Below are 22,066 nucleotides of genomic sequence, written 5' to 3' on the forward strand. Positions count from 1 at the left end.
TCAATGCCTGATGACCATAGCAAGTTGGTCCCACCCCTTCCCATCCCGAACAGGACCGTGAAACAACTCTGCGCCGATGATAGTGCTGCAACCAGTGTGAAAGTAGGTTATCGTCAGGCTAGTTATAAGAAGAAGCCCACTAGGTGATCCTGGTGGGCTTTTTTGCGTCTCAAGCCCCGTCCGTTCGACGCGAGGCATGCGACGTAAAAAGGGCGCTTCGAGGAAGCGCCCTTTTTTGATTCTACGGCTGATCAGAAGTGGTACGCCGCTTTGACTTCAAGGAAGTTCGCGCCGCCATTGGGACTCTTGATGCTGCCATTGGAGAAGTGCTGCAACTTAAGTGCGACTTCCCAATTGTTCTGCATCACGTAGCCGATGCCAATGTGATCGCCGAACTGGAAAGCGGTCGACAATTCCTTGCCGTCGTTTCTATACAGGCTGGACAAAAGGTGAACACCCACGCCTGCTTCGTAGAAAATCCCCTTCTTATTGTCGTTCTGGAAGCGGAAAACCGGGGTGAAGCCCACGTCCCACAGGCTTTTCTCCTGACCCGGCACGTTGCGGTATTGGTTCTGGCGCCAGTAGCCGGCGCTACCTTCCCAGTAGCCGCTCAGGTGCGTGCCGTTCGACTGGAACCACTTCACGTCCCAATCCTTGGCTGCGCTCAGGCGCACCATACGCTGCTTCGACGCCGTGCCGTAGTCCACCGACACCGAGTCGATCAGTTGTTGGGCCATCGCGGCCTGGCTAATCAACAGCGCCCCCGCTGCTGCCATCATTGTTTTCGCGAACATAGTATCCTTGTATTGAGTGCTGTATTCATGTGTGTATACGGCTGCCAAGATTGTACCGGTGTTCCGAAATTTCTTCCGGCGCACCGTTGTTTTTGATTAGCCCAGGAGCAGAATTGTCTATGCGAATCGCATTTCTCGGTATTGGCTTGATGGGAGACCCGATGGTACGCCGCCTGCTTGCGGCCGGCCATTCCGTTACGGTGTGGAACCGCACCTTCGCCAAGGCGGAAGCGCTGGCATCGGCCGGCGCGCTGCCGGAGGCGCGGCTGGACGATGCCGTGCGCGACGCTGCCATCATTATCTCGATGCTGGAGGCGGGGCCAATCGTGGAGCAAGTGATGCGCGACGCCTTGCCGGCCCTTGCGCCGGACGCGTTGTGGGTGGATATGAGTTCGACGCAGCAGGCGGAGGCGCAGGCGTTTCATGCGCTGTTGCAAGCGCAGGGCAGGCGCTTTGTCGACGCTCCGGTGTCGGGTGGCGTGGGCGGCGCGGCGGCGGGCACGCTGGCGATCATGGCGGGAGGGGATCCGGCGGACTTCGCCGAGGTGGAGCCGGTGCTGACGGCGATGGGACGGCCGACCTTGGTCGGGCCGGCCGGCAGCGGCCAGGTGGCCAAGCTGTGCAATCAGTTGATCGTCGGCGCGACCATTAATATCGTGGCCGAGGCGATGTTGCTGGCGCAGGCTGCCGGCGCGGACCCGGCGGCGATGCGAGCGGCGATCCGTGGCGGCTTCGCCGAGAGCAAGATACTGGATGTGCATGGTCAGCGCATGCTGGAGAGGAATTTCGTCCCCGGCGGCAAGGTCGCGACGCAGTTGAAGGATCAGCGCAATATCCTGGCGGCGGCGGAAGCGGCCGGGGTGACGCTGCCGGTGACGGAATTGGTGACGGAGCGGTATCGGGTGTTGGCGGAGACGCTGCCGCAGGCCGATCATTCGGCGGCGCTGGTGGGGTTGGAGCAGCTTAATCCTGGGCAAAGGGTGGGCAAGGCCCCGGACCGTGTTTAACGGTTGCTGGCACCTCTGACGCCGAAATGCCACGGTAAAACGTTGGGCGGGATTCTGTGGGGCAGAATGCCACGGAGACACGTAGGGCGGATTAGGCGGAACGCCGTAATCGGCCATTTGTGAGCCGCTGGCCGCGCATGCATGGCCGATTACGCTTCGCTAATCCGCCCACGTGTCTCCATGTCAAATCTGGGGCCGTCTTAATTGAGAGGCAAACTCTTCTCGGCGAGCCGCACCCAGAAACTGGCACCAACCGGTAACAGGTTGTCGTTGAAATCGTAACTGCCATTGTGCAGCACGCACGGCCCCAGGCCATGGCCGCCATCGCGATGGTCACCCTCGCCATTGCCGATAAAGATATAACACCCCGGCTTGGCCTGCAGGAAGAACGCGAAATCCTCAGCCCCCATGGTCGGCTCGACGTTGTCATCGACCTTGTCCGCGCCAACCACTTCCTTCATTACCTCGACCGCAAAGCGCGTCTCGGCCGAATGATTCACCAACGGCGGATAATTTCGTCGGAACTTGTATTCCACCTCCGCCCCGAACGCCGCCGCCGTGTGCCGCGCGATCTCGCCCATGCGCGTCTCGATCATGTCCAGTACCGGCGTGGTGAAGGTGCGCACGGTGCCAACCATCTTGGCCTCGTCCGGAATCACATTGGTGGCGCTGCCCGCATGGATCTGCGTAATCGACAGCACCGCCGTATCCAGCGGACTTTTCTGCCGGGAGATAATGGTCTGCCAGCTCTGCGCGATCTGCACCGCCACCATCACCGGATCGATGCCCTTGTGCGGCTGGGCCGCGTGCGCGCCCTTGCCCTTGATTGTCAGGTAAAACTCGTTACTGGAAGCCATCATCGGCCCCTCGACTACACTCATATGGCCGGACGGAATGCCGGGCCAGTTGTGCATGCCGTAGATGGCGTCCATCGGACATTGCTCGAACAGGCCGTCCTCGATCATGCGCTTCGCGCCGGCGCCACCTTCCTCGGCCGGCTGGAACACCACGTACACGGTGCCGTCGAAGTGGCGGTTCTCGGCCAGATGCTTGGCCGCGCCCAGCAGCATGGCGGTGTGGCCGTCGTGCCCGCAGGCGTGCATCTTGCCCGGATGGCGTGACGCGTGCGGGAACGTGTTGACCTCCTGCATCGGCAGCGCGTCCATGTCGGCGCGCAGGCCGATCGCGCGGGGCGAGCTGCCGTTCTTGATGATCCCGACCACGCCGGTGAGGCCGAGGCCGCGAATCACGGGGATGCCCCATTCCGTCAGCTTGGCCGCCACCACGTCGGAAGTGCGCTGCTCTTCGTAGCAGAGTTCCGGATGGGCATGCAGGTCGCGCCGGATGTGCTGTAATTCGGACTGAAAGGCAATGATGGGATCAACTAGTTTCATTTGCTTCTCCAAAATGGGTCGCCCGCCTTGTGGGCGGCGAGAATAGCCATTGTAGCCCTTGTCGTACGAGTTTATCCAGAGCGGCCCCAAGCTTGGTATCCAGCGCCCCGTAATGGTTTACGATACTGCTTTCAGTGTACGCTTTTTGGACTTTTGATAATGACAACCACACAAGTTCGCGCGGTCTGCCCGCACGACTGCCCCGATACCTGCGCCTTGCTGGTGACCGTGGAGGACGGCGTCGCGACCGCCGTCAAGGGCGATCCGGACCATCCGACCACCGCCGGCGTGCTGTGCACCAAGGTGGCGCGCTACACCGAGCGCACCTACCACGCCGAGCGCCTGCTGCACCCGCTGCGCCGGGTCGGCAAAAAGGGCGAGGGCAAGTTCGAGCGCATCAGCTGGGACGAGGCGCTGGCCGCCATCGCCGCTAGGCTCAAGCCGATCGCCGCGCGCGCGCCGGAAGCGATCCTGCCGTACAGCTACTGCGGCACGATGGGCCTGCTGCAGGGCGAGTCGATGTCCTCGCGCTTCTTCAACAAGATCGGCGCCTCGCTGCTGGACCGAACCGTCTGCGCCACCGCCGGCGCGACCGGCTACAAGTACACGATAGGCGCGTCGGTCGGCACCGACATGGAGCAGTTCCAGAACGCCAAACTGATCATCATCTGGGGCGGCAATCCGATCGCCTCCAACCTGCACTTCTGGACGCGTGCGCAGGAAGCCAAGCGCAACGGCGCGAAGCTGATCGCCATCGACCCTTACCGCTCGCTGACGGCGGAGAAATGCCACCAGCACATCGCGCCGCTGCCGGGCACCGACGCCGCGCTGGCGCTGGGCCTGATGCACGTGCTAATCGCCGAGGACTTGCTCGATCATGACTACATCGCGCTGCATACGCTCGGCTTCGCGCAGTTAAAAGCGCGCGTCGCCGAATGGACGCCGGAGCGCGTCGCCGCCACCTGCGGCATCACCGCGGCCGAGGTGGTCGACCTGGCACGCCTGTACGGCGGCATGGCCAAGGCCGGCGAGCCGGTGGCGATCCGCGTCAACTACGGCGTGCAGCGGGTGCGCGGCGGCGGCACCGCCGTGCGCAACATCGCCTGCTTGCCGGCGCTGGTGGGCGCCTGGCGCCACGCGGCCGGCGGCATCCAGTTGTCGTCGAGCGGCTCCTTCCCGTCCAACAAGGTGGCGCTGCAGCGGCCCGACCTGCTCAAGTCGATGCCGCGCACCATCAACATGACCACCATCGGCGACGACCTGCTGCGCCCGGCCTCGCCCGAGTTCGGGCCGGCGGTGGAGGCCGTCATCGTCTACAACTCCAACCCGGTGGCGATCGCGCCGGACTCGTCGAAGGTCGCGGCGGGCTTCGCGCGCGAGGACCTGTTCACCGTCGTGCTCGAGCACTTCCAGACCGACACCGTCGACTACGCCGACATCGTGCTGCCGGCCACCACGCAGCTCGAGCACGTCGACACGCACACCTCCTTCGGCCACCTGTACATGATGGCCAACAACGCCGCCATCGCGCCGCTGGGCGAGTCCAAGCCCAACACCGAGATCTTCCGCCTGCTGGCGGCGGCGATGGGCTTCGACGATCCATGCTTCCGCGACAGCGATGACGAACTGGCATCGATCGCCTTCAACACCAAGGACGCGCGCGCCGTGCACTTCGACTGGGAGTCGTTGAAACTGAAGGGCTGGCAAAAGCTCAACATGCCGGAGGCCCCGTTCGCACAGGGCGGCTTCACGACGCCGTCGGGCAAATGCGAGTTCTATTCCGCCGCGATGGAGGCCGACGGACTCGATCCGTTGCCGACTTATCTACCTCCGTACGAATCTGTTGCTAGCAACCCTCAACTTGCGAAAAAATATCCTCTGGCGATGATCTCCCCGCCCGCGCGAAACTTTTTGAATTCGTCATTTGTAAACGTCAAGAGTTTACGCTCCGCGGAGGGCGAACCGCACCTCGACATCCATCCCGACGACGCCGCGAAACGCGGTATTTCGGACGCCGATATGGTGCGCATCCACAATGACAGAGGCAGTTTTATCGCCAAGGCGCGCGTCACGGACAAGGCCCGTCCGGGCCTGGTTGTCGGTTTGTCAGTGTGGTGGAAGAAGCTAGCGAAGGATGGCAAAAACGCCAATGAGGTCACCAGCCAACGCCTCACCGACATGGGCCGCGCCCCGACTTTTTACGATACACTCGTAGAGATTGAAAGAGTCGTTGCTTGAAGGTAGCATATGCGCAATTTTCTCCGCCGTGTCATGCGGGCCAAATACTGGCTCGCGACGGCATGCTCCGTACTTCTGCTGGCCGGTTGCGCCCAGCTGCGGTACTACGTACAGGCCGCGCAGGGCCAGTACGCGCTGTGGTCGGACGCCCGTCCGATCGACGACTGGCTGGGTGATCCGAACACCGATCCCCGCCTCAAGGCCCGCCTCGAAAAAGCCCTGCTGATCCGTCGCTTCGCGGTGCAGGAACTGGGCCTTCCCAACAACGCCAGCTACAAGAACTACGCCGCGCTGTCGCGTCCGTTTGTGCTGTGGAACGTGGTGGCCACGCCGGAGCTGTCGTTGCGGCCGATCCAGTGGTGCTTCCCGATCGCCGGCTGCGTTAGCTACCGCGGCTATTACAGCAAGGCCGACGCCACCGCCTATGCCGACGAACTGCGCGAAGAGGGCAACGACGTCCAGGTCGGCGGCGTGCCGGCGTACTCCACCTTGGGCTGGTTCAGCGATCCACTGCTGTCGACCTTCATCAATTATTCCGACGCCGAGCTGGCGCGCATGGTGTTCCATGAGCTCTCGCATCAGGTCGTGTATGTGCAGGGCGATACCCAGTTCAACGAGAGCTTCGCCACCGCCGTCGAGGAGGCCGGCGTGCAGCGCTGGCTGGAACTGTACGGCACGCCCGAGATGCGCGAGAGCTACGTGCGCAACAACGCGCGCCGCCAGGACTTCCTGGCGCTACTGGTCAAGCACCGCCAGATGCTGGCCGATAACTATGCCAGCAAGACCAGCACCCGCCACCGCCGCGCCGAGAAGGCCCGCATCTTCGCCCACCTGAAATCGGACTACCAGAAACTCAAGGAAAGCTGGGGCGGCTACGCCGGTTACGACCGCTGGTTCGCCGAGCCGCTGACCAACGCCCACCTCAGCGCTGTGGGAACTTACCACGATTATCTGCCCGCCTTCCGCGAGCTGATGAAGCAGGAGCGAACGTTCGTGCGATTTTATGGTGCGGCGCAAAAATTGGCTTTGCTTGATTTCGCTCAACGCCAGCAGCAGCTGGACCACCTCACCCGCCTCGCAATGCTCGACGCCGAGCGCCTCGCCCGACCGCAGCAGCAAGCCACCATCGCCGAAGGCGTACGCTGATGCTGCTGTGCAGCATAAAAAGCCGTTAGAAGCGATGTTCTAATTATGCTTAAATGCGCTTGCGTCCGGGCTGCGTGCCCGATAGCATCGCATCATAAGCAGGCCAGGCTGTTCGCGCAGACGACCCCACCTGCCCTGGAGCGGCACTGTGCGCCGCGACGATAATGATAATGAGACGAGAGGCACAGGATGGAGAAAATCTGGTTGAAGTCCTATCCGCCCGGCATGCCGACGGAAGTCGACACAACGCAGTACCGGTCGCTGGTGCAGTTGCTGGAGGAGTCTTTTCATAAGTTCGCGGACCGCAACGCCTACGTCTGCATGGACAAGTTCCTGACCTACGCCGAGGTCGACGCCCACTCCAAACGCATCGGCGCCTGGCTGCAGAGCCGCGCCATGAAGAAGGGCGCGCGCGTCGGCATCATGCTGCCCAACGTGTTGCAATATCCGATCGCCATCGCCGCCATCCTGCGCGCCGGCTACACGGTGGTCAACATCAATCCGCTGTATACCCCGCGCGAACTCGAGCACCAGCTCAACGACTCCGGCTGCGAGGCCATCATCATCCTGGAGAACTTCGCCAACACGCTTGAACAGGTGTTGGGCCGGACCCAGGTGCGGCACATCCTGGTCGGCAGCATCGGCGAGATGCTGGGCGGACCGAAAGGCATGCTGGTCAACTTCGTCGTGCGCAACGTCAAGCGGCTGGTGCCTCCGTTCTCGCTGCCGAACGCGGTGCGCTTCAAGGCCGCGCTGTCGCAGGGCGGCGGCATGAAGCTGACGCCGGTCGAAGTGACCCAGGACGATCCGGCCTTCCTGCAATACACCGGCGGCACCACCGGCGTGGCCAAAGGCGCCGTGCTGACGCACAAGAACGTGATCGCCAACCTGCTGCAAACGGAAGCGTGGGGCCACCCGGCGATGGGCGGCCTGTCCGAGCAGATCGTCATCGTCGCGGCGCTGCCGCTGTACCACATCTTTGCGCTGACGGCCTGTGCCATGTGGGGCACGCGCGTGGGCGCGCTCAACATCCTGATACCGAATCCGCGCGACATCGGCGGCTTCATCAAGGAGCTGGACAAGTACCGCTTCCACATGCTGCCCGCGGTCAACACGCTGTACAACGCGTTGCTGAACCATCCCGATTTCGTGCACCTGGATTTCTCCGCGCTGAAGGTGTGCAACGGCGGCGGCATGGCGGTGCAGCAATCGGTCAACGACCGCTGGCGCAAGGTGACGGGCGTCCCCATCGTCGAGGGCTACGGCCTGTCCGAGACGTCGCCGGTGGCCACCTGCAACCGCACCGACATCGCCGAGTTCACCGGCACCATCGGCTTGCCGATGCCGTCGACCGACATCGCCATCCTCGATGACGACGGCAACGAGGTGCCGCCGGGACAGCCAGGCGAGATCGCCATTCGCGGCCCGCAGGTGATGGCCGGCTACTGGAACCGTCCGGACGAGACGGCCAAGGTGATGACCGCCGACGGCTTCTTCAAATCCGGCGACATCGGCGTGATGGACGAGAACGGCTACACCAAGATCGTCGACCGCAAGAAGGATATGATCCTGGTCTCCGGCTTCAACGTCTACCCGAACGAGCTGGAGGGCGTGATCTCCGCCCATCCGGGCGTGCTGGAATGCGCCTGCATCGGCGTGCCGGACGAGCACTCGGGCGAGGCGGTCAAGGTATTCGTGGTGCGCAGGGACCCCAGCCTCACCGCCGACCAGTTGATGGCCTACTGCAAAGAGCAATTGACCGGCTACAAAAAACCGAAATACATAGAGTTCCGCGAGGAACTGCCAAAAACCAATGTCGGTAAGATCCTGCGGCGCGTGCTGCGGGACGAACATACCAACGAGAAGAAAAAGGCTGCATAAAGATGGAAAAAATCTGGCTCAAGTCCTACCCCGAAAACATGCCGGCGGAGATAGACCCGACGCAATACCGTTCGGTCACGCATCTGCTGGAAGAATCGTTCCGCAAATACGCCGACCGCAACGCCTACGTGTGCATGGATAAATTCCTCACCTACGGCGAGCTGGACAAGCTGTCGCTGCGCATGGGCGCCTGGCTGCAAAGCAAGGGCCTGCAGCCGGGCGCGCGCGTGGCGATCATGATGCCGAACGTGCTGCAATATCCGGTGGCGATGGCCGCCGTCCTGCGCGCCGGCTACACGGTGGTCAACGTCAATCCGCTGTACACGCCGCGCGAGTTGCAGCACCAGCTGGTGGACTCGGGCTCGGAAGCGATCATCGTGCTGGAGAACTTCGCCACCACGGTGGAGCAGGTGATTTCGCACACCAAGGTCAAGCACGTGATCGTCGCCACCATGGGCGACATGCTGGGCACGCTGAAAGGCGCGATCGTCAACCTGGTGGTGCGCAAGGTCAAGAAGCTGGTGCCGGCGTTCTCGCTGCCCGGTTCGATTTCGTACAAGAAGATGCTGTCCGAGGCGGCCAACATGACCTTGCAGCCGGTCAAGCAGGGGCACGACGATATCGCCTTCCTGCAATACACGGGCGGCACCACAGGTGTCTCCAAGGGCGCGATCCTGCTGCACCGGAACATCATCGCCAACGTGCTGCAGAACGAGGCCTGGCTGCAGTTCAAGCAGCAGCCCGAGCAGATCGTGTTCGTCGCCGCGCTGCCGCTGTACCACATCTATTCGCTCACCATCAGCGCCTTCATGGGCATGCGCATGGGCGGGTTGAACCTGCTGATTCCGAATCCGCGCGACATCCCCGGCTTCGTCAAGGAACTGTCGAAGTACCGCGTGGCGGTGTTCCCGGCGGTGAACACCTTGTACAACGCGCTGCTGAACAATCCGGAGTTCTCCAAGCTCGACTTCTCCAGCTACTCGGTGTGCAATGGCGGCGGCATGGCCGTGCAGAAGGCCGTGGCCGACAAGTGGCTGAAAGTGACCGGCACGCCGATCATCGAAGGTTATGGTTTGTCGGAGACGTCGCCGGTGGCCACCGCCAACCGCGTCGACATCAAGGAATTCACCGGCACCATCGGCCTGCCGATTCCGTCGACCGAGGTGCAGATCCTCGACGACGACGGCAATCCGGTGCCGCTGGGCCAGACCGGCGAGATCGCGATTCGCGGTCCTCAGGTGATGGCCGGCTACTGGAACCGTGCGGACGAGACCGCCAAGACGATGACGGCCGACGGCTTCTTCAAGACTGGCGACATCGGCATCATGGACGAGCGCGGCTATACGCGCATCGTCGACCGCAAGAAGGACATGATCATCGTGTCTGGCTTCAACGTGTATCCGAACGAGGTCGAGGGCGTGGTGGCGGCGCATCCGGGCGTGCTGGAAGTGGCGTGCATCGGCGTGCCGGACCAGAACTCGGGCGAGGCGGTCAAGCTGTTCGTGGTGCGCAAGGATCCGAACCTGACGGCCGAGCAGTTGCTGGATTACTGCAAGCACGAGCTGACGGCGTACAAGAAGCCGAAGTTCATCGAGTTCCGCGACGAGCTGCCGAAGACCAACGTCGGCAAGATCCTGCGGCGCCAGCTGCGCGACGAGAAGCCGAAGGCCGCCGCGTAAATTTCAAAAAATCGCCTGTTCGCAGGCGATTTTTTTATGTCTCCAATCGCGGCCGGCCGTTTTGCACGACGAAACTGGCGGCGGTCGCGATGCCGCTGGCCGCGTCGTGCACATCATTCAATCCGACGAAATGCGTGGTGGTCGCCGCCGGCGTGATGTTGAGCAGCATGAAGCCGCGCTTGTCGCTGCGGCCGTACTTGATGCTCGGGTTCATCGCCACATACTGCTCGGTGCGCGACTGCGGGCGCGACGGCGACGTGATCGACGTGCCGCAAAATTCCGTCGCCAGCACCGCGTTCGCTCCCGACCGGGGACGCGCCGGATCGCGGCTGATCTCGGCGGCGAAGAAGCTGTGCACGTCGCCGGACAGGATCAACGGATTGCTCGCCTTGCTGATGGCCAGCCCGTCGAGCAGACGCCGGCGCGCCATCGGATAACCATCCCAGCCATCGGTCCAGATGCGCGTGTCGCCCTCGCTCTTGAACGGCACCTGGCTGTTTTGCGCCATCAGCGTCTGCTGCGCCAGGATGTTCCAGCGCGCGCGCGACGACTTCAGGCCATCGTCCAGCCAGCGCTGCTGCACCTCGCCCAGCATCGTGCGTTGGGTGTCGCCAAGCGCCGCGCACTGGCGCCGCACCACGGACGACGAGCCGCCGCGTCCCGCCGGAGGACAAGCCTGCCAGGCGCGGTACTGGCGGTCGTCCAGCACATGGAAGCGCGCCAGCCTTCCCCAGTCGTAGCGCTGATAGATGCGCATGTTGGCGAAGTCGCCAGGCTTGGGCAGCACCAGCCGCACCGGCATATGCTCGTAGAACGCCTGATATGCCGCCGCGCGCCGTTCCAGGAACTTCGGATTCAGACGCTCGTCGCGGTCATTGGCGTAATCGTTGGCGACTTCGTGGTCATCCCAGGTAACGATCCACGGCGCGGCGTGGTGCGCGGCCTGCAGATCGAGATCGCTCTTGTACTGGGCGTAGCGGTTGCGGTAGTCGGCCAGCGTGAAGCTCTCATGGGACCGCACGGCGCTTTTTGGATGGCGCGGCTGGTACGGCCCCCACTCGTAGATGTAATCGCCCAGGAAGGCCACCAGATCGGGCGACGCGGCGGCGATGTGGCGGTGCGCGGCGTAGGTGCCGAACTCCCAGTGCTGGCAGGATGCCACGGCGAGCTTGAGCTGGTCCGGCATCGTGTCGGCGGCCGGCGCGGTGCGGGTGCGGCCGATGGGGCTTACGGCGTCTCCCAGCATGAAGCGATACCAGTACCAGCGCGCCGGCGAAAGGCCGGTGACGTCGACATGGACGCTGTGCGCCAGCTGCGGCGCGGCGTTGGCCGTGCCCTTGGCGACGATGCGGCTGAAGCGCTCATCCTCGGCCACTTCCCAGCGCACGGCGATGGCCAGCCGCGGCATGGCGGCCGCGTTGAGCGGATCGTGGAGGATGCGGGTCCAGATGACGACCGCGTTGGGCAGGGGAGAACCGGAGGCGACGCCAAGGCTGAACGGATAGCCGGCGTTGCCGGCGCCCGCCGGGACGGCGGGGAGGGCGCCAGCGCCGGCACTGGCCGATGCCGCCAGCGCGGCGAGGAAGATGCGGCGTTGCGCGTCCACCCGGGTGGTCACCGGGCGATCACGGATGCATCAGCGTTTCGATCGGCGGCACCTTGCGCGGCTTGCGGTCCGAGTCGGTGGCGACATAGGTCAGCACCGCCTCGGTCACCTTGACGGTATCGGCCTGCAGGCGGTTGCGCTCCGCGTACACCTCGACGTTGACGGTAATGGACGTATTGCCAACCTTGACAATATCAGCATAGAACGACAGCAGGTCGCCCACGAACACCGGATTCTTGAACAGGAAGGAGTTCACGGCGATCGTCGCCACGCGGCCGTTGGCGCGGCGGGTGGCCGGCAGCGAACCGGCGATATCGACCTGCGACATGATCCAGCCGCCGAAGACATCGCCGTAGACATTGGCATCGGACGGCGACGGCATCATGCGCAGTTCCGGCATTTTGCCGGCCGGCAGGCCGCGATTGACCGTGGTGACGGCGATGGGTGTTGGATTTTCGGGCGTGGTCATCGTGAATTCTCTTCAGGGGCTACAATTACCGGGATTGAACCATAAAAAGCCGACATCCGCCATGCGCCGTTACCCGAATTCCCCGCCAGACCCCGTCGGCACAGCCGCCGCCTCCACACCGACCCGCAGCGATGCCGCCACCCTGAAGACACTGATCCCCTACCTGTGGGTCTACAAATGGCGCGTGTTGCTGGCGCTGTGCTGCCTGGTCGGCGCCAAGCTGGCCAACGTCGGCGTGCCGGTGGTGATGAAAAAACTGATCGATTCGCTGACGATCACGCCATCGCATCCGCAGGCGCTGCTGGTGCTGCCGGTCGCCGCGCTGGTGGCTTACGGCGTGCTGCGTGTCTCGACCACCCTGTTCACCGAGCTGCGCGAATTCCTGTTCGCGCGCGTCACGCAGCGCGCCGTGCGCACCATCGCGCTGCAAGTGTTCCGCCACCTGCACGCGCTGTCGCTGCGCTTCCACCTGAACCGCCAGACCGGCGGCATGACGCGCGATATCGAACGCGGCACGCGCGCGGTCGGCTCGCTGATCTCCTACACGCTGTTCAACATCCTGCCTACCTTGGTTGAGATCACGCTGGTGCTGGGCTACCTGGTTCTGCACTACGACATCTGGTTCTCGGTGATCACCTTCGTCGCGCTGGTGTTGTACATCACCTTCACGGTCGTCGTCACCAACTGGCGCACGCACTTCCGCCGCACGATGAACGACCTGGACTCGAAGGCCAACACCAAGGCCATCGACTCGCTGATCAACTACGAGACCGTCAAATACTTCGGCAACGAGGACTACGAGGCCAAGCGCTACGACGAAGGCCTGCAACGCTACGAATCGGCCGCCGTCAAATCGCAGACATCGCTGTCGCTGCTGAACACCGGGCAGTCGATGATCATCGCCGTTGCGGTCACCTTGATCCTGTGGCGCGCCACGGTGGGCGTCATCGACGGCACCATGACCCTGGGCGATCTGGTGCTGGTCAACTCGTTCATGATCCAACTTTATATTCCGCTCAACTTCCTGGGTGTGATCTACCGCGAGATCAAGCAAAGCCTGGCCGACATGGAAAAACTGTTCTCGCTGCTGGACCAGAACCGCGAGATCGCCGACGCCAAGGACGCGCAGCCGCTGGTCACGCATGGCGCGCAGGTGCGCTTCAGCCACGTCGACTTCAGCTACGAATCGAAGCGCCAGATTTTGTTTGACGTCGACTTCACCATCGCCCCGGGCACCACGACGGCGGTGGTGGGGCACAGCGGCTCGGGCAAATCGACGTTGTCGCGATTGCTGTTCCGCTTCTACGAGGTCAACGCCGGCGGCATCACCATCGACGGCCAGGACCTGCGCTCGCTGACGCAGGACTCGGTGCGCCACGCGATCGGCATCGTGCCGCAGGACACGGTGCTGTTCAACGACACGATCGAATACAACATCGCCTACGGCAAGCCGGGCGCCAGCAAGGAGCAGATCATCGCGGCGGCGCGCGCGGCATCGATCCACGACTTCATCGAAAGCCTGCCCGACGGTTACGGCACGATGGTCGGCGAGCGCGGTCTGAAGCTGTCGGGCGGCGAAAAGCAGCGCGTGGCCATCGCCCGCACCTTGCTGAAGAATCCCGCCATCCTGATCTTCGACGAAGCCACGTCCGCGCTGGACTCGAAGGCCGAGCAAGCGATCCAGGCGCAGCTCAAGGAAATCGCCAAAAGCCGCACCACGATGGTCATCGCGCACCGCCTGTCGACGGTGGCCGACGCGCAGCAGATCCTGGTGCTCGATCACGGCCGCATCGTCGAACGCGGCACGCACCAAACGCTGCTGGCGGCCGATGGCCTGTACGCGCAGATGTGGCAGCGGCAGCAGGCAAAGGCCGAAGAAGAACTTACCGCGTCGCCCGAGGACGCTGTGCGCGCGGAATAACCCGTCCAAACACCCGGGGGTCAAGTCTGTCATTCGGACACGTGCTGTACCGTATCGCCGATGAGGCCGTGTCCGAATGACAGACTTGACCCCCAATGATTTTTTCACGTTGATAAGGAACCGACCATGAAGTCACGCTTTGTCCTGGGTGCTGTCACCGCGCTGGTGGCGTGTATGCAGAATGCCTACGCCGACCCCACAGAACAGCAATTCCGAGCCCTCTACAAAGAGCTGGTCGAAACCAACACCACCTTGTCGTCGGGTAGTTGTACCCTGGCCGCCGAACGCATCGCCACGCGCCTGAAAGCGGCCGGCTTCCCGGAAGCCGACCTGCATCCCTTCGCCGATCCCAAGTTCCCGAAGGAGGGCGGCTTGGTCGCCATCCTGCCGGGCAGCGACCCGAAGGCCAAGGCCATCCTGCTGCTGGCGCACATCGACGTGGTCGAGGCCAAGCGCGAGGACTGGGTGCGCGACCCGTTCACGTTGATCGAGGAGGACGGCAAGTTCTACGCGCGCGGCGCGCTGGACGACAAGGCGCAGGCGGCGATCTGGGCCGACTCGCTGATCCGCTTCAAGAAGGAAGGCTTCAAGCCGCGGCACACCTTGAAGATGGCGCTGACCTGCGGCGAGGAGACGGCCGGCGCCTTCAACGGCGCCGAATGGCTGACGAAGAACAAGCGCGACCTGATCGACGCCGGCTATGCGCTCAACGAAGGCGCGGGCGGCGAGCTCAATGCCGCCGGCAAGCGCGTCTCGATGACGGTGCAGGCGGGCGAGAAGGTCGCGCAGAACTACCGTCTGGAAGTGACCAATCGCGGCGGCCACAGTTCGCGCCCCCAAAAGGACAACGCCATCTACCGGCTGGCGGCCGCGTTGAAGAAAGTCGAAGGCTACGAATTCCCGATCCAGCTGGCCGACGGCAGCCGTGGTTACCTGAACGGCATGTCGAAGATCCAGGCGGCGGCCGGCCACAAGGACGTCGCCGACGCCATGCTGGCCGTGGTCAAGAACCCGGGCGACGCCAAGGCGGTCGCGCTGGTATCGTCGACCGACTCCAGCTGGGGGGCGATGCTGCACACCACGTGTGTCGCGACCTTGCTCGACGCCGGCCACGCCACCAACGCGCTGCCGCAGCGCGCCCGCGCCAACATCAACTGCCGCATCTTCCCCGGCGTGACGCAGGAAGAAGTGCGTCAAACCTTGGTCAAAGCGATCGACGACCCGGCGGTGAAGGTGGAAACGCTGGAGATACGCGGCGAGAACTCGGCACCGCCCGTGTTGACCAAAGCGATCCTGGAGCCGGTCGAACGCATGACGGCGAAGATGTGGCCGGGCGTGCCGGTGATGCCGATCCTGCAGTCCGGCGCCACCGATGGACAGTTCCTGAACGCTGCCGGGATTCCGACGTACGGCATCAGCGGCATCTTCCTTACGCCGGACCTGGGCAACATCCACGGCCTGAACGAATACATCGGCGTGCAATCGTTGATGGAAGGCCGCACCTTCCTGCACGAGCTGGTGAAAATCTACGCCAACCAGTAGCAGCAACTCCAGGGTCAGGTCCACCATTTCTACACGGACTGGACCTTGGAGCGCTGATACGGCCGGGTCCGTGTAGAAATGGTGGACCTGACCCCGGATTAAAAAAGGCCACCTGACGGTGGCCTTTGCTTTGCGCGGTCGCTTTTTATGCGGCGTCTTTTACCATCTCATCTTCCTGACCCGGTTCGAGCAGCTCGCCCTCCCACTTGGCGACGACCGCCGTGGCGACGCCGTTGCCGATGACGTTGGTCGCGGAACGCGCCATGTCGAGGAAGTGGTCGATGCCGAGCAGCAGCAACATGCCCGCCTCGGGGATGTTGAACTGGCTTAGGGTGGCGGCGATCACCACCAGCGAGGCGCGCGGCACGCCGGCCATGCCCTTGGAGGTGAGCATCAGCACCATCATCATCGTCATCTGCTGGCCCAGCGACATTTCGATGCCGTACGCCTGGGCGATGAACACGGTGGCGAAGGTGCAGTACATCATCGAGCCGTCCAGGTTGAACGAGTAGCCGATCGGCAGCACGAACGCGGCGATCCGGTTGCGCACACCGAAGCGCTCCAGGCCTTCCAGCGTTTTCGGATAGGCCGCTTCGCTCGAGGCGGTCGAGAAGGCCAGCAGCGCCGGGCCGCGCAATTCCTTCATCAGGCCGAACACGCGGCCCTTGAGGAACAGGAAGCCGGCGAAGATCAGCAAGCACCACAGCAGGACAATGCCGAAGTAGAACTCGGCCATGAACACGCCGTAGGTCGACAGCACGCCCAGGCCGCTCTTGGCGATGACGCCGGCGACGGCGGCGAACACGGCGATCGGCGCGAACTTCATCACGTAGCCGGTGACCTTGAGCATCACGTGGGCGACGCCGTCGAGCGCGTCGACCATGATCTCGGCCTTCTTGCCGACGGCGGCCGCCGCCGAGCCGAAGAACAGCGAGAAGATAACGATCTGCAAGATCTCGTTCTTGGCCATGCCGTCGACGATCGACGCCGGCACCAGGTGGGTGACGAAGTCCTTCAACGTCAGGCTGGACGTGGCCAGCTCGACCTTGGCCGTGGCGGTGGCGGCCATGTGGCCCAGCAACGCGTCGCCCGGACGGAACAGGTTGACCAGCACCAGGCCCAGGCTCAGCGACATGACCGAGGCGATGAAGAACCAGCCCATGGTCTTGATGCCGATGCGGCCCACTTCGCTGGCGTCGCCCATGCGCGCGATGCCGACGACCAGGGTCGAGAACACCAGCGGCGCGATGATCATCTTAATCAGGCGCAGGAACAAGGTCGTAATCAGCGACATCGAATCGGCGAAACCGACGGGGTTTTCCATGTTGGCATGAACGATGTAGCCCGTAAGGATACCTAGCGCCAGCGCGATCAGGATGTAAGTGGTCAAACGACTTTGTTTAGGCATGTTCTCTGTTTTCCATGGTAGTGTCTCTATGGACGCCGGCTGTGGCGGGATTAGTCCGCCAAAGCGCAGTCTCGTACAAAATAATGTCATTTCCCCGCAATGTGGAGGTATGATCCAGCCAATGCAGCTTTGTAAGCTGATGAAACATTGAGCAAGTTCCGCAGTATCCTTGTGGTCAAGGGTACTGTCAAGTTCGCGTGGACGCAGGTCCACACACCTGTCGCGGGCACTCTAACTTTGCCAAAAATATGATAGCGATAAATAATCTGAGCAAGTGGTATGGCCAGTTCCAGGTATTGGCCGAATGCACCACCAGCGTTTCCAAAGGGGACGTGATGGTCATTTGCGGGCCGTCCGGTTCGGGCAAGTCGACCCTGATCAAGACCGTCAACGGCCTCGAGCCGTTTCAGCAGGGCGAAATCGTGGTTGACGGCATCTCGGTCGGCGCCAAGGGCACCGATCTGCCCAAGCTGCGCGCCCGCATCGGCATGGTGTTCCAGAATTTCGAGCTGTTCCCGCACCTGTCGGTGCGCCAGAACCTGACCCTGGGCCAGACCAAGGTGCTCGGGCGCGGCGAGGACGAGGCCAACGCGCGCGGCCTGCAGTACCTGGACCGGGTCGGCCTGCTGTCGCAGCAGGACAAATATCCGAATCAGCTGTCCGGCGGCCAGCAGCAGCGCGTGGCGATCGCGCGCGCGCTGTCGATGGACCCGATCGCGATGCTGTTCGACGAGCCCACCTCCGCGCTGGACCCGGAGATGATCAACGAGGTGCTCGACGTGATGGTCGGCCTGGCGCAGGAGGGCATGACGATGATGGTGGTCACGCACGAGATGGGATTCGCCAGGAAGGTGGCCAACCGGGTCGTCTTCATGGACAAGGGGCGGATACTGGAGGACTGCGGCAAGGATGAATTCTTCGGCGCGCCGCGGTCCGAGCGCGCCCGGGACTTCCTGGCGCGTATCATTCATTAGATTCATCCACTAACAGTAATCGGTAGCATGCGCCGGCGCCCGCCGGCGGGTCGTTCTTGACGTTCATTGTATTTTTCTTAGGAGGAATCATGTCGTTACCGCGAGTGCTCTATCGTTCTGCCATCATCGCCGCCGCCGCGGTCTTCGCCATCGGCGCCTTCGCCGGCCCCGCCGCCGCCCAGGAAGCCGGCGGCACGCTGGCCAAGATCAAGCGCACCGGCACCATCACGCTCGGTGTGCGCGACGGCTCCATCCCCTTCTCCTACCTCGACGACAAGCAGCAGTACCAGGGCTACTCGGTCGACCTCTGCCTGAAGGCGGTGGCGGCGATCGAGAAGCATTTGGGGCTGTCCGGCCTGAAGGTGGTGATGAATCCCGTCACCGCCGCCAACCGCATCCCGCTGATGGCCAACGGCACCATCGATCTCGAATGCGGCTCGACCACCAACAACGCCGAGCGCCAGAAGCAGGTGGCATTCGCGCCCACCATGTTCGTCATCTCCAACCGGCTGCTGGTCAAGAAGGCGTCGAACATCCGCAGCCTGGCCGACATGAAGGGCAAGACCCTGGTGGCCACCGCCGGCACCACCACCCTCAAGCAGATGACGATGCTGAACAACGAGCGCAAACTGGGCATGACCATCGCCGTCGGCAAGGACCATCCCGAATCGTTCCTGATGCTGGAGACCGGGCGCGCGGCCGCCGAAGCCAACGACGACATCCTCCTGGCCAGCCAGGTCGCCACCGCCCGCAACCCGGGCGAGTACACGATCCTGCCGGAGGCGTTGTCGGTCGAGCCGTACGGGATCATGATGCGGCGTGGCGACACGGCCTTCAAGGCGGTGGTCGACGCGGCGCTGAAGCAGTTCTACCAGTCGCCGGAATTCTCCAAGACCTACGACAAGTGGTTCATGAGCACCATCCCGCCGCGCGGCATCAACCTGAATTTCCCGATGCCGGCGACGCTCAAGGCGGTCATCGCCAAGCCGACCGATTCGCCCGATCCGGCGGCGTACGCGGTAACGGCGGCGCCGGCGCCGGCCGCGCAGAAGACCGACGCCAAGAAATAAGCGGCGGCGCGTCGCGATGAACTACCAATGGAACTGGAACATCTTCTGGGAGATGTCGCCGGACGGCGTGCAAACGTACTGGGACACGCTGCTGTCCGGCCTGGCCTGGACGATGGCGACGTCGCTGGCCGGCTGGGCGATCGCGCTGGCGCTGGGCTTCGCGGTCGGCGCCATGCGCACCTTGCCCAACCGCTGGCTGCGGATGGTGGGCACCGGCTACGTCGAGCTATTCCGCAACGTGCCTTTGCTGGTGCAGATGTTCCTGTGGTTCTTCGTGATGCCGGAACTGCTGCCGCCGGCCGGCGGCGACTGGCTCAAGTCCCTGCCCAACGCGCCCTTCGTGACGGCGGTGCTGTGCCTCGGCTTCTTCACGTCGGCGCGGGTGGCTGTGCAGGTCACCGCCGGCATCGAGGCGCTGGCCGGTGGACAGCGCCTGGCCGCGCTGGCGCTGGGGCTTGACCTGCCGCAGACCTACCGTTTCGTGCTGCTGCCGCTGGCGGTGCGCATGATCCTGCCGCCGCTGACCAGCGAATTCCTCAACATCATCAAGAACAGCTCCGTGGCGCTGACCATCGGCCTGATGGAGTTGACCGCCAGCGCCCGCGCGATCCAGGAATTTTCCTTCCAGGTGTTTGAAGCCTTCACCGCCGCCACGCTGATATATGTGGTGGTCAACCTGGTGGTGATCGCCGCCATGCGCTGGCTGGAGCACCGCCTCGCGCTTCCCGGCACCCTGGGAGGCCGCTGATGTTCGCCCAATTCGACACCAGCGTCATCGCCAACTCGTGGGTCTACCTGTTCCAGGTCGGCATGGCGTTCACCTTGGAGCTGACGGTGCTGTCGATGCTGGGCGGCGTGGCGCTGGGCACGTTGCTGGCGCTGGGGCGCATGTCCAGCTTTCCGCCGCTGGCGCTGGTGGCCGCCGCCTACGTCAACCTGATACGCGCGGTGCCGCTGGTGCTGGTGATCTTCTGGTTCTACTTCCTGGTGCCGTACATGGCGGCGTGGGTGATCGGCGCGCAGGAGCCGGTCAAGGTCGGCACGTTCTGGTCGGCGCTGATCACGTTCACCTTGTTCCAGGCCGCGTACTACTGCGAGATCATGCGCGGCGGCATACAGGCGATACCGCGCGGGCAGGTGCTGGCGGCGCAGGCTTTGGGATTGAGCTACTGGCAGACGATGGGACGCATCGTGCTGCCGCAGGCCTTCCGCAACATGCTGCCGGTGCTGCTGACGCAGACCATCGTGCTGTTCCAGGACGTCTCGCTGGTGTACGTGCTGTCGGTGCCGGATTTCGTCGGCGCGGCCAGCAAGGTGGCCCAGCGCGACGGCCGGCTGGTGGAGATGTACACCTTTGTGGCGCTGGTCTACTTCGTGCTGTGCTGCCTGTTGTCGTGGCTCGCGCGGCAGCTGCACAAGCGCGTGGCGATCGTGCGCTAGGCTCTGTTAGTATCGTGCGACTCGAACCAATCAAATGACATCGCATGCCATTCATGAAGAAAATCGCCGGCGCCTTGCTGACGCTCGGACTGCTCGCCAGCGCGCACGCCGCCGATAAAATCGCCGCCGATCTGGTGCTCACGCAGGCCACGTTGATCGACGTCGCCAACGGCGCCACCATTAAAGGCAAATCGGTGGTGGTGAAGGACGGTAGTATCCTGGCCGTGGTGGACGACCGACAGCTATCGGGCTACACCGCCAGCAAGACGATGCGCCTGCCCGGCAAATATCTGATGCCGGGATTGTGGGACACCCATGTGCATTTCGGCGGCGGCCCGGCGCTGATCGACGAGAACAAGCATTTGCTGCCGCTGTATCTCGCCAACGGCATCACCACCGTACGCGATTGCTCCGGCGACCTGCCGGACACCGTGCTGGCCTGGCGCGACCAGATCAAGTCAGGCCAGCTCGAAGGGCCGACCATCTTCACCTCCGGCGCCAAGCTGGAAGGCTATAAGCCGCTTTGGAAGGGCACCATCGAAGTCGGCACGCCGGAAGAGGTGGGCAAGGCGCTTGACGGTTTGCAGGCGCAGAAGGTCGATTTCGTCAAGATCACCGAGAACACGCTCAAACCGGAGATGTATCTGGAAGCGCTGCGCCAGGCCAAAGCGCGCGGCATGCGCACGTCGGGCCACGTGCCGGTGCAGATGACGCTATCGCAGATGTTCGACGCCGGCCTCGGAACGGTGGAACATCAATCGTATCTGCTGCGCGCCGCCACGCCGCGCGAACGCGAGCTGACCGCCCGGGTGGCGGCGGGCACGCTGACCGGCAAGGAGGCGATGAAACTGAGCTTGCAAAGCTACGACGAGCAGACCGCGCTCGGCGCCTTCCGCTATATGGCATCAAAAGGCACGGCGGTGGTGCCGACGTTGTCGGTATCGCGGGTGATCGCCTATCTGGACCGTGACGATCATTCGCACGACCCGGCGTTGCAGTACATCGGCAAAGGCTTGCGCGCGACGTACGAATGGCGCGTGCAGCGCGCGGCGCAGGACGACGCCGACGCGATCGCACTGCGCAAGGCGACGTTCGAGAAATCGGCAGCGCTTCTGCCATTGCTGGAGCGGGAGGGCGTCAGCATCATCGCCGGCACCGACGCCGGCTTTTTGAACTCGTACGACTATCCCGGCCAAGCGCTGCACGACGAAATCGGCCTGTATGTGCGGTATGGCCTGACGCCCGCGCAGGCGTTGCGGACGGCGGTGATCAACGGGCCGCGCTTCCTCGGCAAGCTGGATCGCTACGGCGCGATCGACGCCGGCAAGACGGCCGATCTGCTGGTGCTGGATGCGAATCCGCTGCTCGACATCGCCGCCACGCGGCAGATCCGCGCTGTCGTCAGCCGGGGAAAAGTCTACGACCGCGCCCAGCTCGACAAGATGCTGGCCGATACCAAGGAGTGGGTGTCGTCGCAGTAACTACGAACTACGGGGG

Annotated in this window: 17 protein-coding genes and 1 rRNA gene; 13 read left to right on the plus strand and 5 right to left on the minus strand. The window is 63.5% G+C overall.

Annotated features, from left to right (window positions below; all coding sequences use genetic code 11):
• Nucleotides 1-6 precede the first annotated feature (6 nt).
• Nucleotides 7-119 (plus strand): 5S ribosomal RNA (rrf, locus tag MRBLMU1_RS08745).
• A 132-nt stretch (nucleotides 120-251) separates the two neighbouring features.
• Here rrf and MRBLMU1_RS08750 read toward each other — a convergent pair.
• The gene (locus MRBLMU1_RS08750; RefSeq protein WP_363499792.1) at nucleotides 252-794 is read right to left on the minus strand and encodes an acyloxyacyl hydrolase; all 543 of its coding nucleotides are present in this window, start codon (nucleotides 792-794) and stop codon (nucleotides 252-254) included.
• A 161-nt stretch (nucleotides 795-955) separates the two neighbouring features.
• Between MRBLMU1_RS08750 and MRBLMU1_RS08755 the strand changes: the two genes are divergently transcribed.
• Complete coding sequence (locus MRBLMU1_RS08755; RefSeq protein WP_363500145.1) at nucleotides 956-1,801, plus strand: NAD(P)-dependent oxidoreductase; 846 nt, start codon at nucleotides 956-958, stop codon at nucleotides 1,799-1,801.
• Between the two features lie 200 nt (nucleotides 1,802-2,001).
• Here MRBLMU1_RS08755 and MRBLMU1_RS08760 read toward each other — a convergent pair whose 3' ends face one another.
• Nucleotides 2,002-3,195: a M20 aminoacylase family protein gene (locus MRBLMU1_RS08760; RefSeq protein WP_363499794.1), complete on the minus strand. Its 1,194-nt coding sequence runs from the start codon at nucleotides 3,193-3,195 to the stop codon at nucleotides 2,002-2,004.
• A 159-nt stretch (nucleotides 3,196-3,354) separates the two neighbouring features.
• Here MRBLMU1_RS08760 and MRBLMU1_RS08765 point away from each other — a divergent pair, with 159 nt between their 5' ends.
• From MRBLMU1_RS08765 to MRBLMU1_RS08780, 4 genes are all read left to right on the plus strand, one after another.
• The gene (locus MRBLMU1_RS08765) at nucleotides 3,355-5,433 is read left to right on the plus strand and encodes a molybdopterin-containing oxidoreductase family protein (RefSeq protein WP_363499796.1); all 2,079 of its coding nucleotides are present in this window, start codon (nucleotides 3,355-3,357) and stop codon (nucleotides 5,431-5,433) included.
• A gap of 9 nt (nucleotides 5,434-5,442) precedes the next feature.
• Nucleotides 5,443-6,579: an aminopeptidase gene (locus tag MRBLMU1_RS08770; protein ID WP_363499798.1), complete on the plus strand. Its 1,137-nt coding sequence runs from the start codon at nucleotides 5,443-5,445 to the stop codon at nucleotides 6,577-6,579.
• Between the two features lie 189 nt (nucleotides 6,580-6,768).
• Nucleotides 6,769-8,460 carry a long-chain-fatty-acid--CoA ligase gene (locus MRBLMU1_RS08775; RefSeq protein WP_363499800.1) on the plus strand — a complete coding sequence of 564 codons (1,692 nt, stop codon included), beginning with the start codon at nucleotides 6,769-6,771 and terminating at the stop codon, nucleotides 8,458-8,460.
• Nucleotides 8,461-8,462: 2 nt separating this feature from the next.
• The gene (locus tag MRBLMU1_RS08780; protein WP_363499802.1) at nucleotides 8,463-10,139 is read left to right on the plus strand and encodes a long-chain-fatty-acid--CoA ligase; all 1,677 of its coding nucleotides are present in this window, start codon (nucleotides 8,463-8,465) and stop codon (nucleotides 10,137-10,139) included.
• Between the two features lie 34 nt (nucleotides 10,140-10,173).
• Here the strand turns inward: MRBLMU1_RS08780 and MRBLMU1_RS08785 are convergent, their stop codons facing one another.
• Both MRBLMU1_RS08785 and MRBLMU1_RS08790 read right to left on the minus strand, forming a co-directional pair.
• Complete coding sequence (locus tag MRBLMU1_RS08785) at nucleotides 10,174-11,745, minus strand: alkaline phosphatase D family protein (RefSeq protein WP_414646053.1); 1,572 nt, start codon at nucleotides 11,743-11,745, stop codon at nucleotides 10,174-10,176.
• Between the two features lie 19 nt (nucleotides 11,746-11,764).
• Nucleotides 11,765-12,214, minus strand: coding sequence for an acyl-CoA thioesterase (locus MRBLMU1_RS08790; protein WP_090324820.1), 450 nt, complete (start codon nucleotides 12,212-12,214; stop codon nucleotides 11,765-11,767).
• A 61-nt stretch (nucleotides 12,215-12,275) separates the two neighbouring features.
• On the opposite strand from MRBLMU1_RS08790, the gene MRBLMU1_RS08795 reads away from it, so the two are divergent.
• Together MRBLMU1_RS08795 and MRBLMU1_RS08800 are read left to right on the plus strand one after the other, a co-directional pair.
• Nucleotides 12,276-14,135, plus strand: coding sequence for an ABCB family ABC transporter ATP-binding protein/permease (locus MRBLMU1_RS08795; RefSeq protein WP_363499807.1), 1,860 nt, complete (start codon nucleotides 12,276-12,278; stop codon nucleotides 14,133-14,135).
• A gap of 126 nt (nucleotides 14,136-14,261) precedes the next feature.
• Nucleotides 14,262-15,677, plus strand: a complete 1,416-nt coding sequence (locus MRBLMU1_RS08800) for a M20/M25/M40 family metallo-hydrolase (RefSeq protein WP_363499809.1) — start codon at nucleotides 14,262-14,264, stop codon at nucleotides 15,675-15,677.
• A 145-nt stretch (nucleotides 15,678-15,822) separates the two neighbouring features.
• On the opposite strand, the gene MRBLMU1_RS08805 is transcribed toward MRBLMU1_RS08800, so the two are convergent.
• On the minus strand, nucleotides 15,823-17,085 hold the full coding sequence (locus MRBLMU1_RS08805) for a dicarboxylate/amino acid:cation symporter (protein WP_363499811.1): 1,263 nt from the start codon (nucleotides 17,083-17,085) through the stop codon (nucleotides 15,823-15,825).
• Nucleotides 17,086-17,333: 248 nt separating this feature from the next.
• On the opposite strand from MRBLMU1_RS08805, the gene MRBLMU1_RS08810 reads away from it, so the two are divergent.
• The 5 genes from MRBLMU1_RS08810 (at nucleotide 17,334) to MRBLMU1_RS08830 (ending at nucleotide 22,050) form a co-directional block, all read left to right on the plus strand.
• Nucleotides 17,334-18,059: an amino acid ABC transporter ATP-binding protein gene (locus MRBLMU1_RS08810; protein ID WP_363499813.1), complete on the plus strand. Its 726-nt coding sequence runs from the start codon at nucleotides 17,334-17,336 to the stop codon at nucleotides 18,057-18,059.
• An 89-nt stretch (nucleotides 18,060-18,148) separates the two neighbouring features.
• Nucleotides 18,149-19,129: an amino acid ABC transporter substrate-binding protein gene (locus MRBLMU1_RS08815; protein ID WP_363499815.1), complete on the plus strand. Its 981-nt coding sequence runs from the start codon at nucleotides 18,149-18,151 to the stop codon at nucleotides 19,127-19,129.
• Nucleotides 19,130-19,145: 16 nt separating this feature from the next.
• Nucleotides 19,146-19,877, plus strand: coding sequence for an amino acid ABC transporter permease (locus MRBLMU1_RS08820; protein WP_363499817.1), 732 nt, complete (start codon nucleotides 19,146-19,148; stop codon nucleotides 19,875-19,877).
• Nucleotides 19,877-20,569, plus strand: a complete 693-nt coding sequence (locus tag MRBLMU1_RS08825) for an amino acid ABC transporter permease (protein WP_363499819.1) — start codon at nucleotides 19,877-19,879, stop codon at nucleotides 20,567-20,569. Before MRBLMU1_RS08820 ends, MRBLMU1_RS08825 begins: the two co-directional genes overlap by 1 nt.
• Nucleotides 20,570-20,613: 44 nt before the next feature.
• Nucleotides 20,614-22,050, plus strand: coding sequence for an amidohydrolase family protein (locus MRBLMU1_RS08830; protein WP_363499821.1), 1,437 nt, complete (start codon nucleotides 20,614-20,616; stop codon nucleotides 22,048-22,050).
• The last annotated feature ends 16 nt before the right edge of the window (nucleotides 22,051-22,066 follow it).

The sequence above is a fragment of the Burkholderia sp. LMU1-1-1.1 genome (assembly GCF_040675865.1).
Taxonomy (GTDB): Bacteria; Pseudomonadota; Gammaproteobacteria; order Burkholderiales; family Burkholderiaceae_D; genus Rugamonas.

Excerpts from the sequence above, each read along its gene's own strand:
- MRBLMU1_RS08750 (WP_363499792.1), bottom strand. The coding sequence starts at position 794 with ATGTTCGCGAAAACAATGATGGCAGCAGCGGGGGCGCTGTTGATTAGC.
- MRBLMU1_RS08755 (WP_363500145.1), top strand. The coding sequence starts at position 956 with ATGGTACGCCGCCTGCTTGCGGCCGGCCATTCCGTTACGGTGTGGAAC.
- MRBLMU1_RS08760 (WP_363499794.1), bottom strand. The coding sequence starts at position 3,195 with ATGAAACTAGTTGATCCCATCATTGCCTTTCAGTCCGAATTACAGCAC.
- MRBLMU1_RS08765 (WP_363499796.1), top strand. The coding sequence starts at position 3,355 with ATGACAACCACACAAGTTCGCGCGGTCTGCCCGCACGACTGCCCCGAT.
- MRBLMU1_RS08770 (WP_363499798.1), top strand. The coding sequence starts at position 5,443 with ATGCGCAATTTTCTCCGCCGTGTCATGCGGGCCAAATACTGGCTCGCG.
- MRBLMU1_RS08775 (WP_363499800.1), top strand. The coding sequence starts at position 6,769 with ATGGAGAAAATCTGGTTGAAGTCCTATCCGCCCGGCATGCCGACGGAA.
- MRBLMU1_RS08780 (WP_363499802.1), top strand. The coding sequence starts at position 8,463 with ATGGAAAAAATCTGGCTCAAGTCCTACCCCGAAAACATGCCGGCGGAG.
- MRBLMU1_RS08790 (WP_090324820.1), bottom strand. The coding sequence starts at position 12,214 with ATGACCACGCCCGAAAATCCAACACCCATCGCCGTCACCACGGTCAAT.
- MRBLMU1_RS08795 (WP_363499807.1), top strand. The coding sequence starts at position 12,276 with ATGCGCCGTTACCCGAATTCCCCGCCAGACCCCGTCGGCACAGCCGCC.
- MRBLMU1_RS08800 (WP_363499809.1), top strand. The coding sequence starts at position 14,262 with ATGAAGTCACGCTTTGTCCTGGGTGCTGTCACCGCGCTGGTGGCGTGT.
- MRBLMU1_RS08805 (WP_363499811.1), bottom strand. The coding sequence starts at position 17,085 with ATGCCTAAACAAAGTCGTTTGACCACTTACATCCTGATCGCGCTGGCG.
- MRBLMU1_RS08810 (WP_363499813.1), top strand. The coding sequence starts at position 17,334 with ATGATAGCGATAAATAATCTGAGCAAGTGGTATGGCCAGTTCCAGGTA.
- MRBLMU1_RS08815 (WP_363499815.1), top strand. The coding sequence starts at position 18,149 with ATGTCGTTACCGCGAGTGCTCTATCGTTCTGCCATCATCGCCGCCGCC.
- MRBLMU1_RS08820 (WP_363499817.1), top strand. The coding sequence starts at position 19,146 with ATGAACTACCAATGGAACTGGAACATCTTCTGGGAGATGTCGCCGGAC.
- MRBLMU1_RS08825 (WP_363499819.1), top strand. The coding sequence starts at position 19,877 with ATGTTCGCCCAATTCGACACCAGCGTCATCGCCAACTCGTGGGTCTAC.
- MRBLMU1_RS08830 (WP_363499821.1), top strand. The coding sequence starts at position 20,614 with ATGCCATTCATGAAGAAAATCGCCGGCGCCTTGCTGACGCTCGGACTG.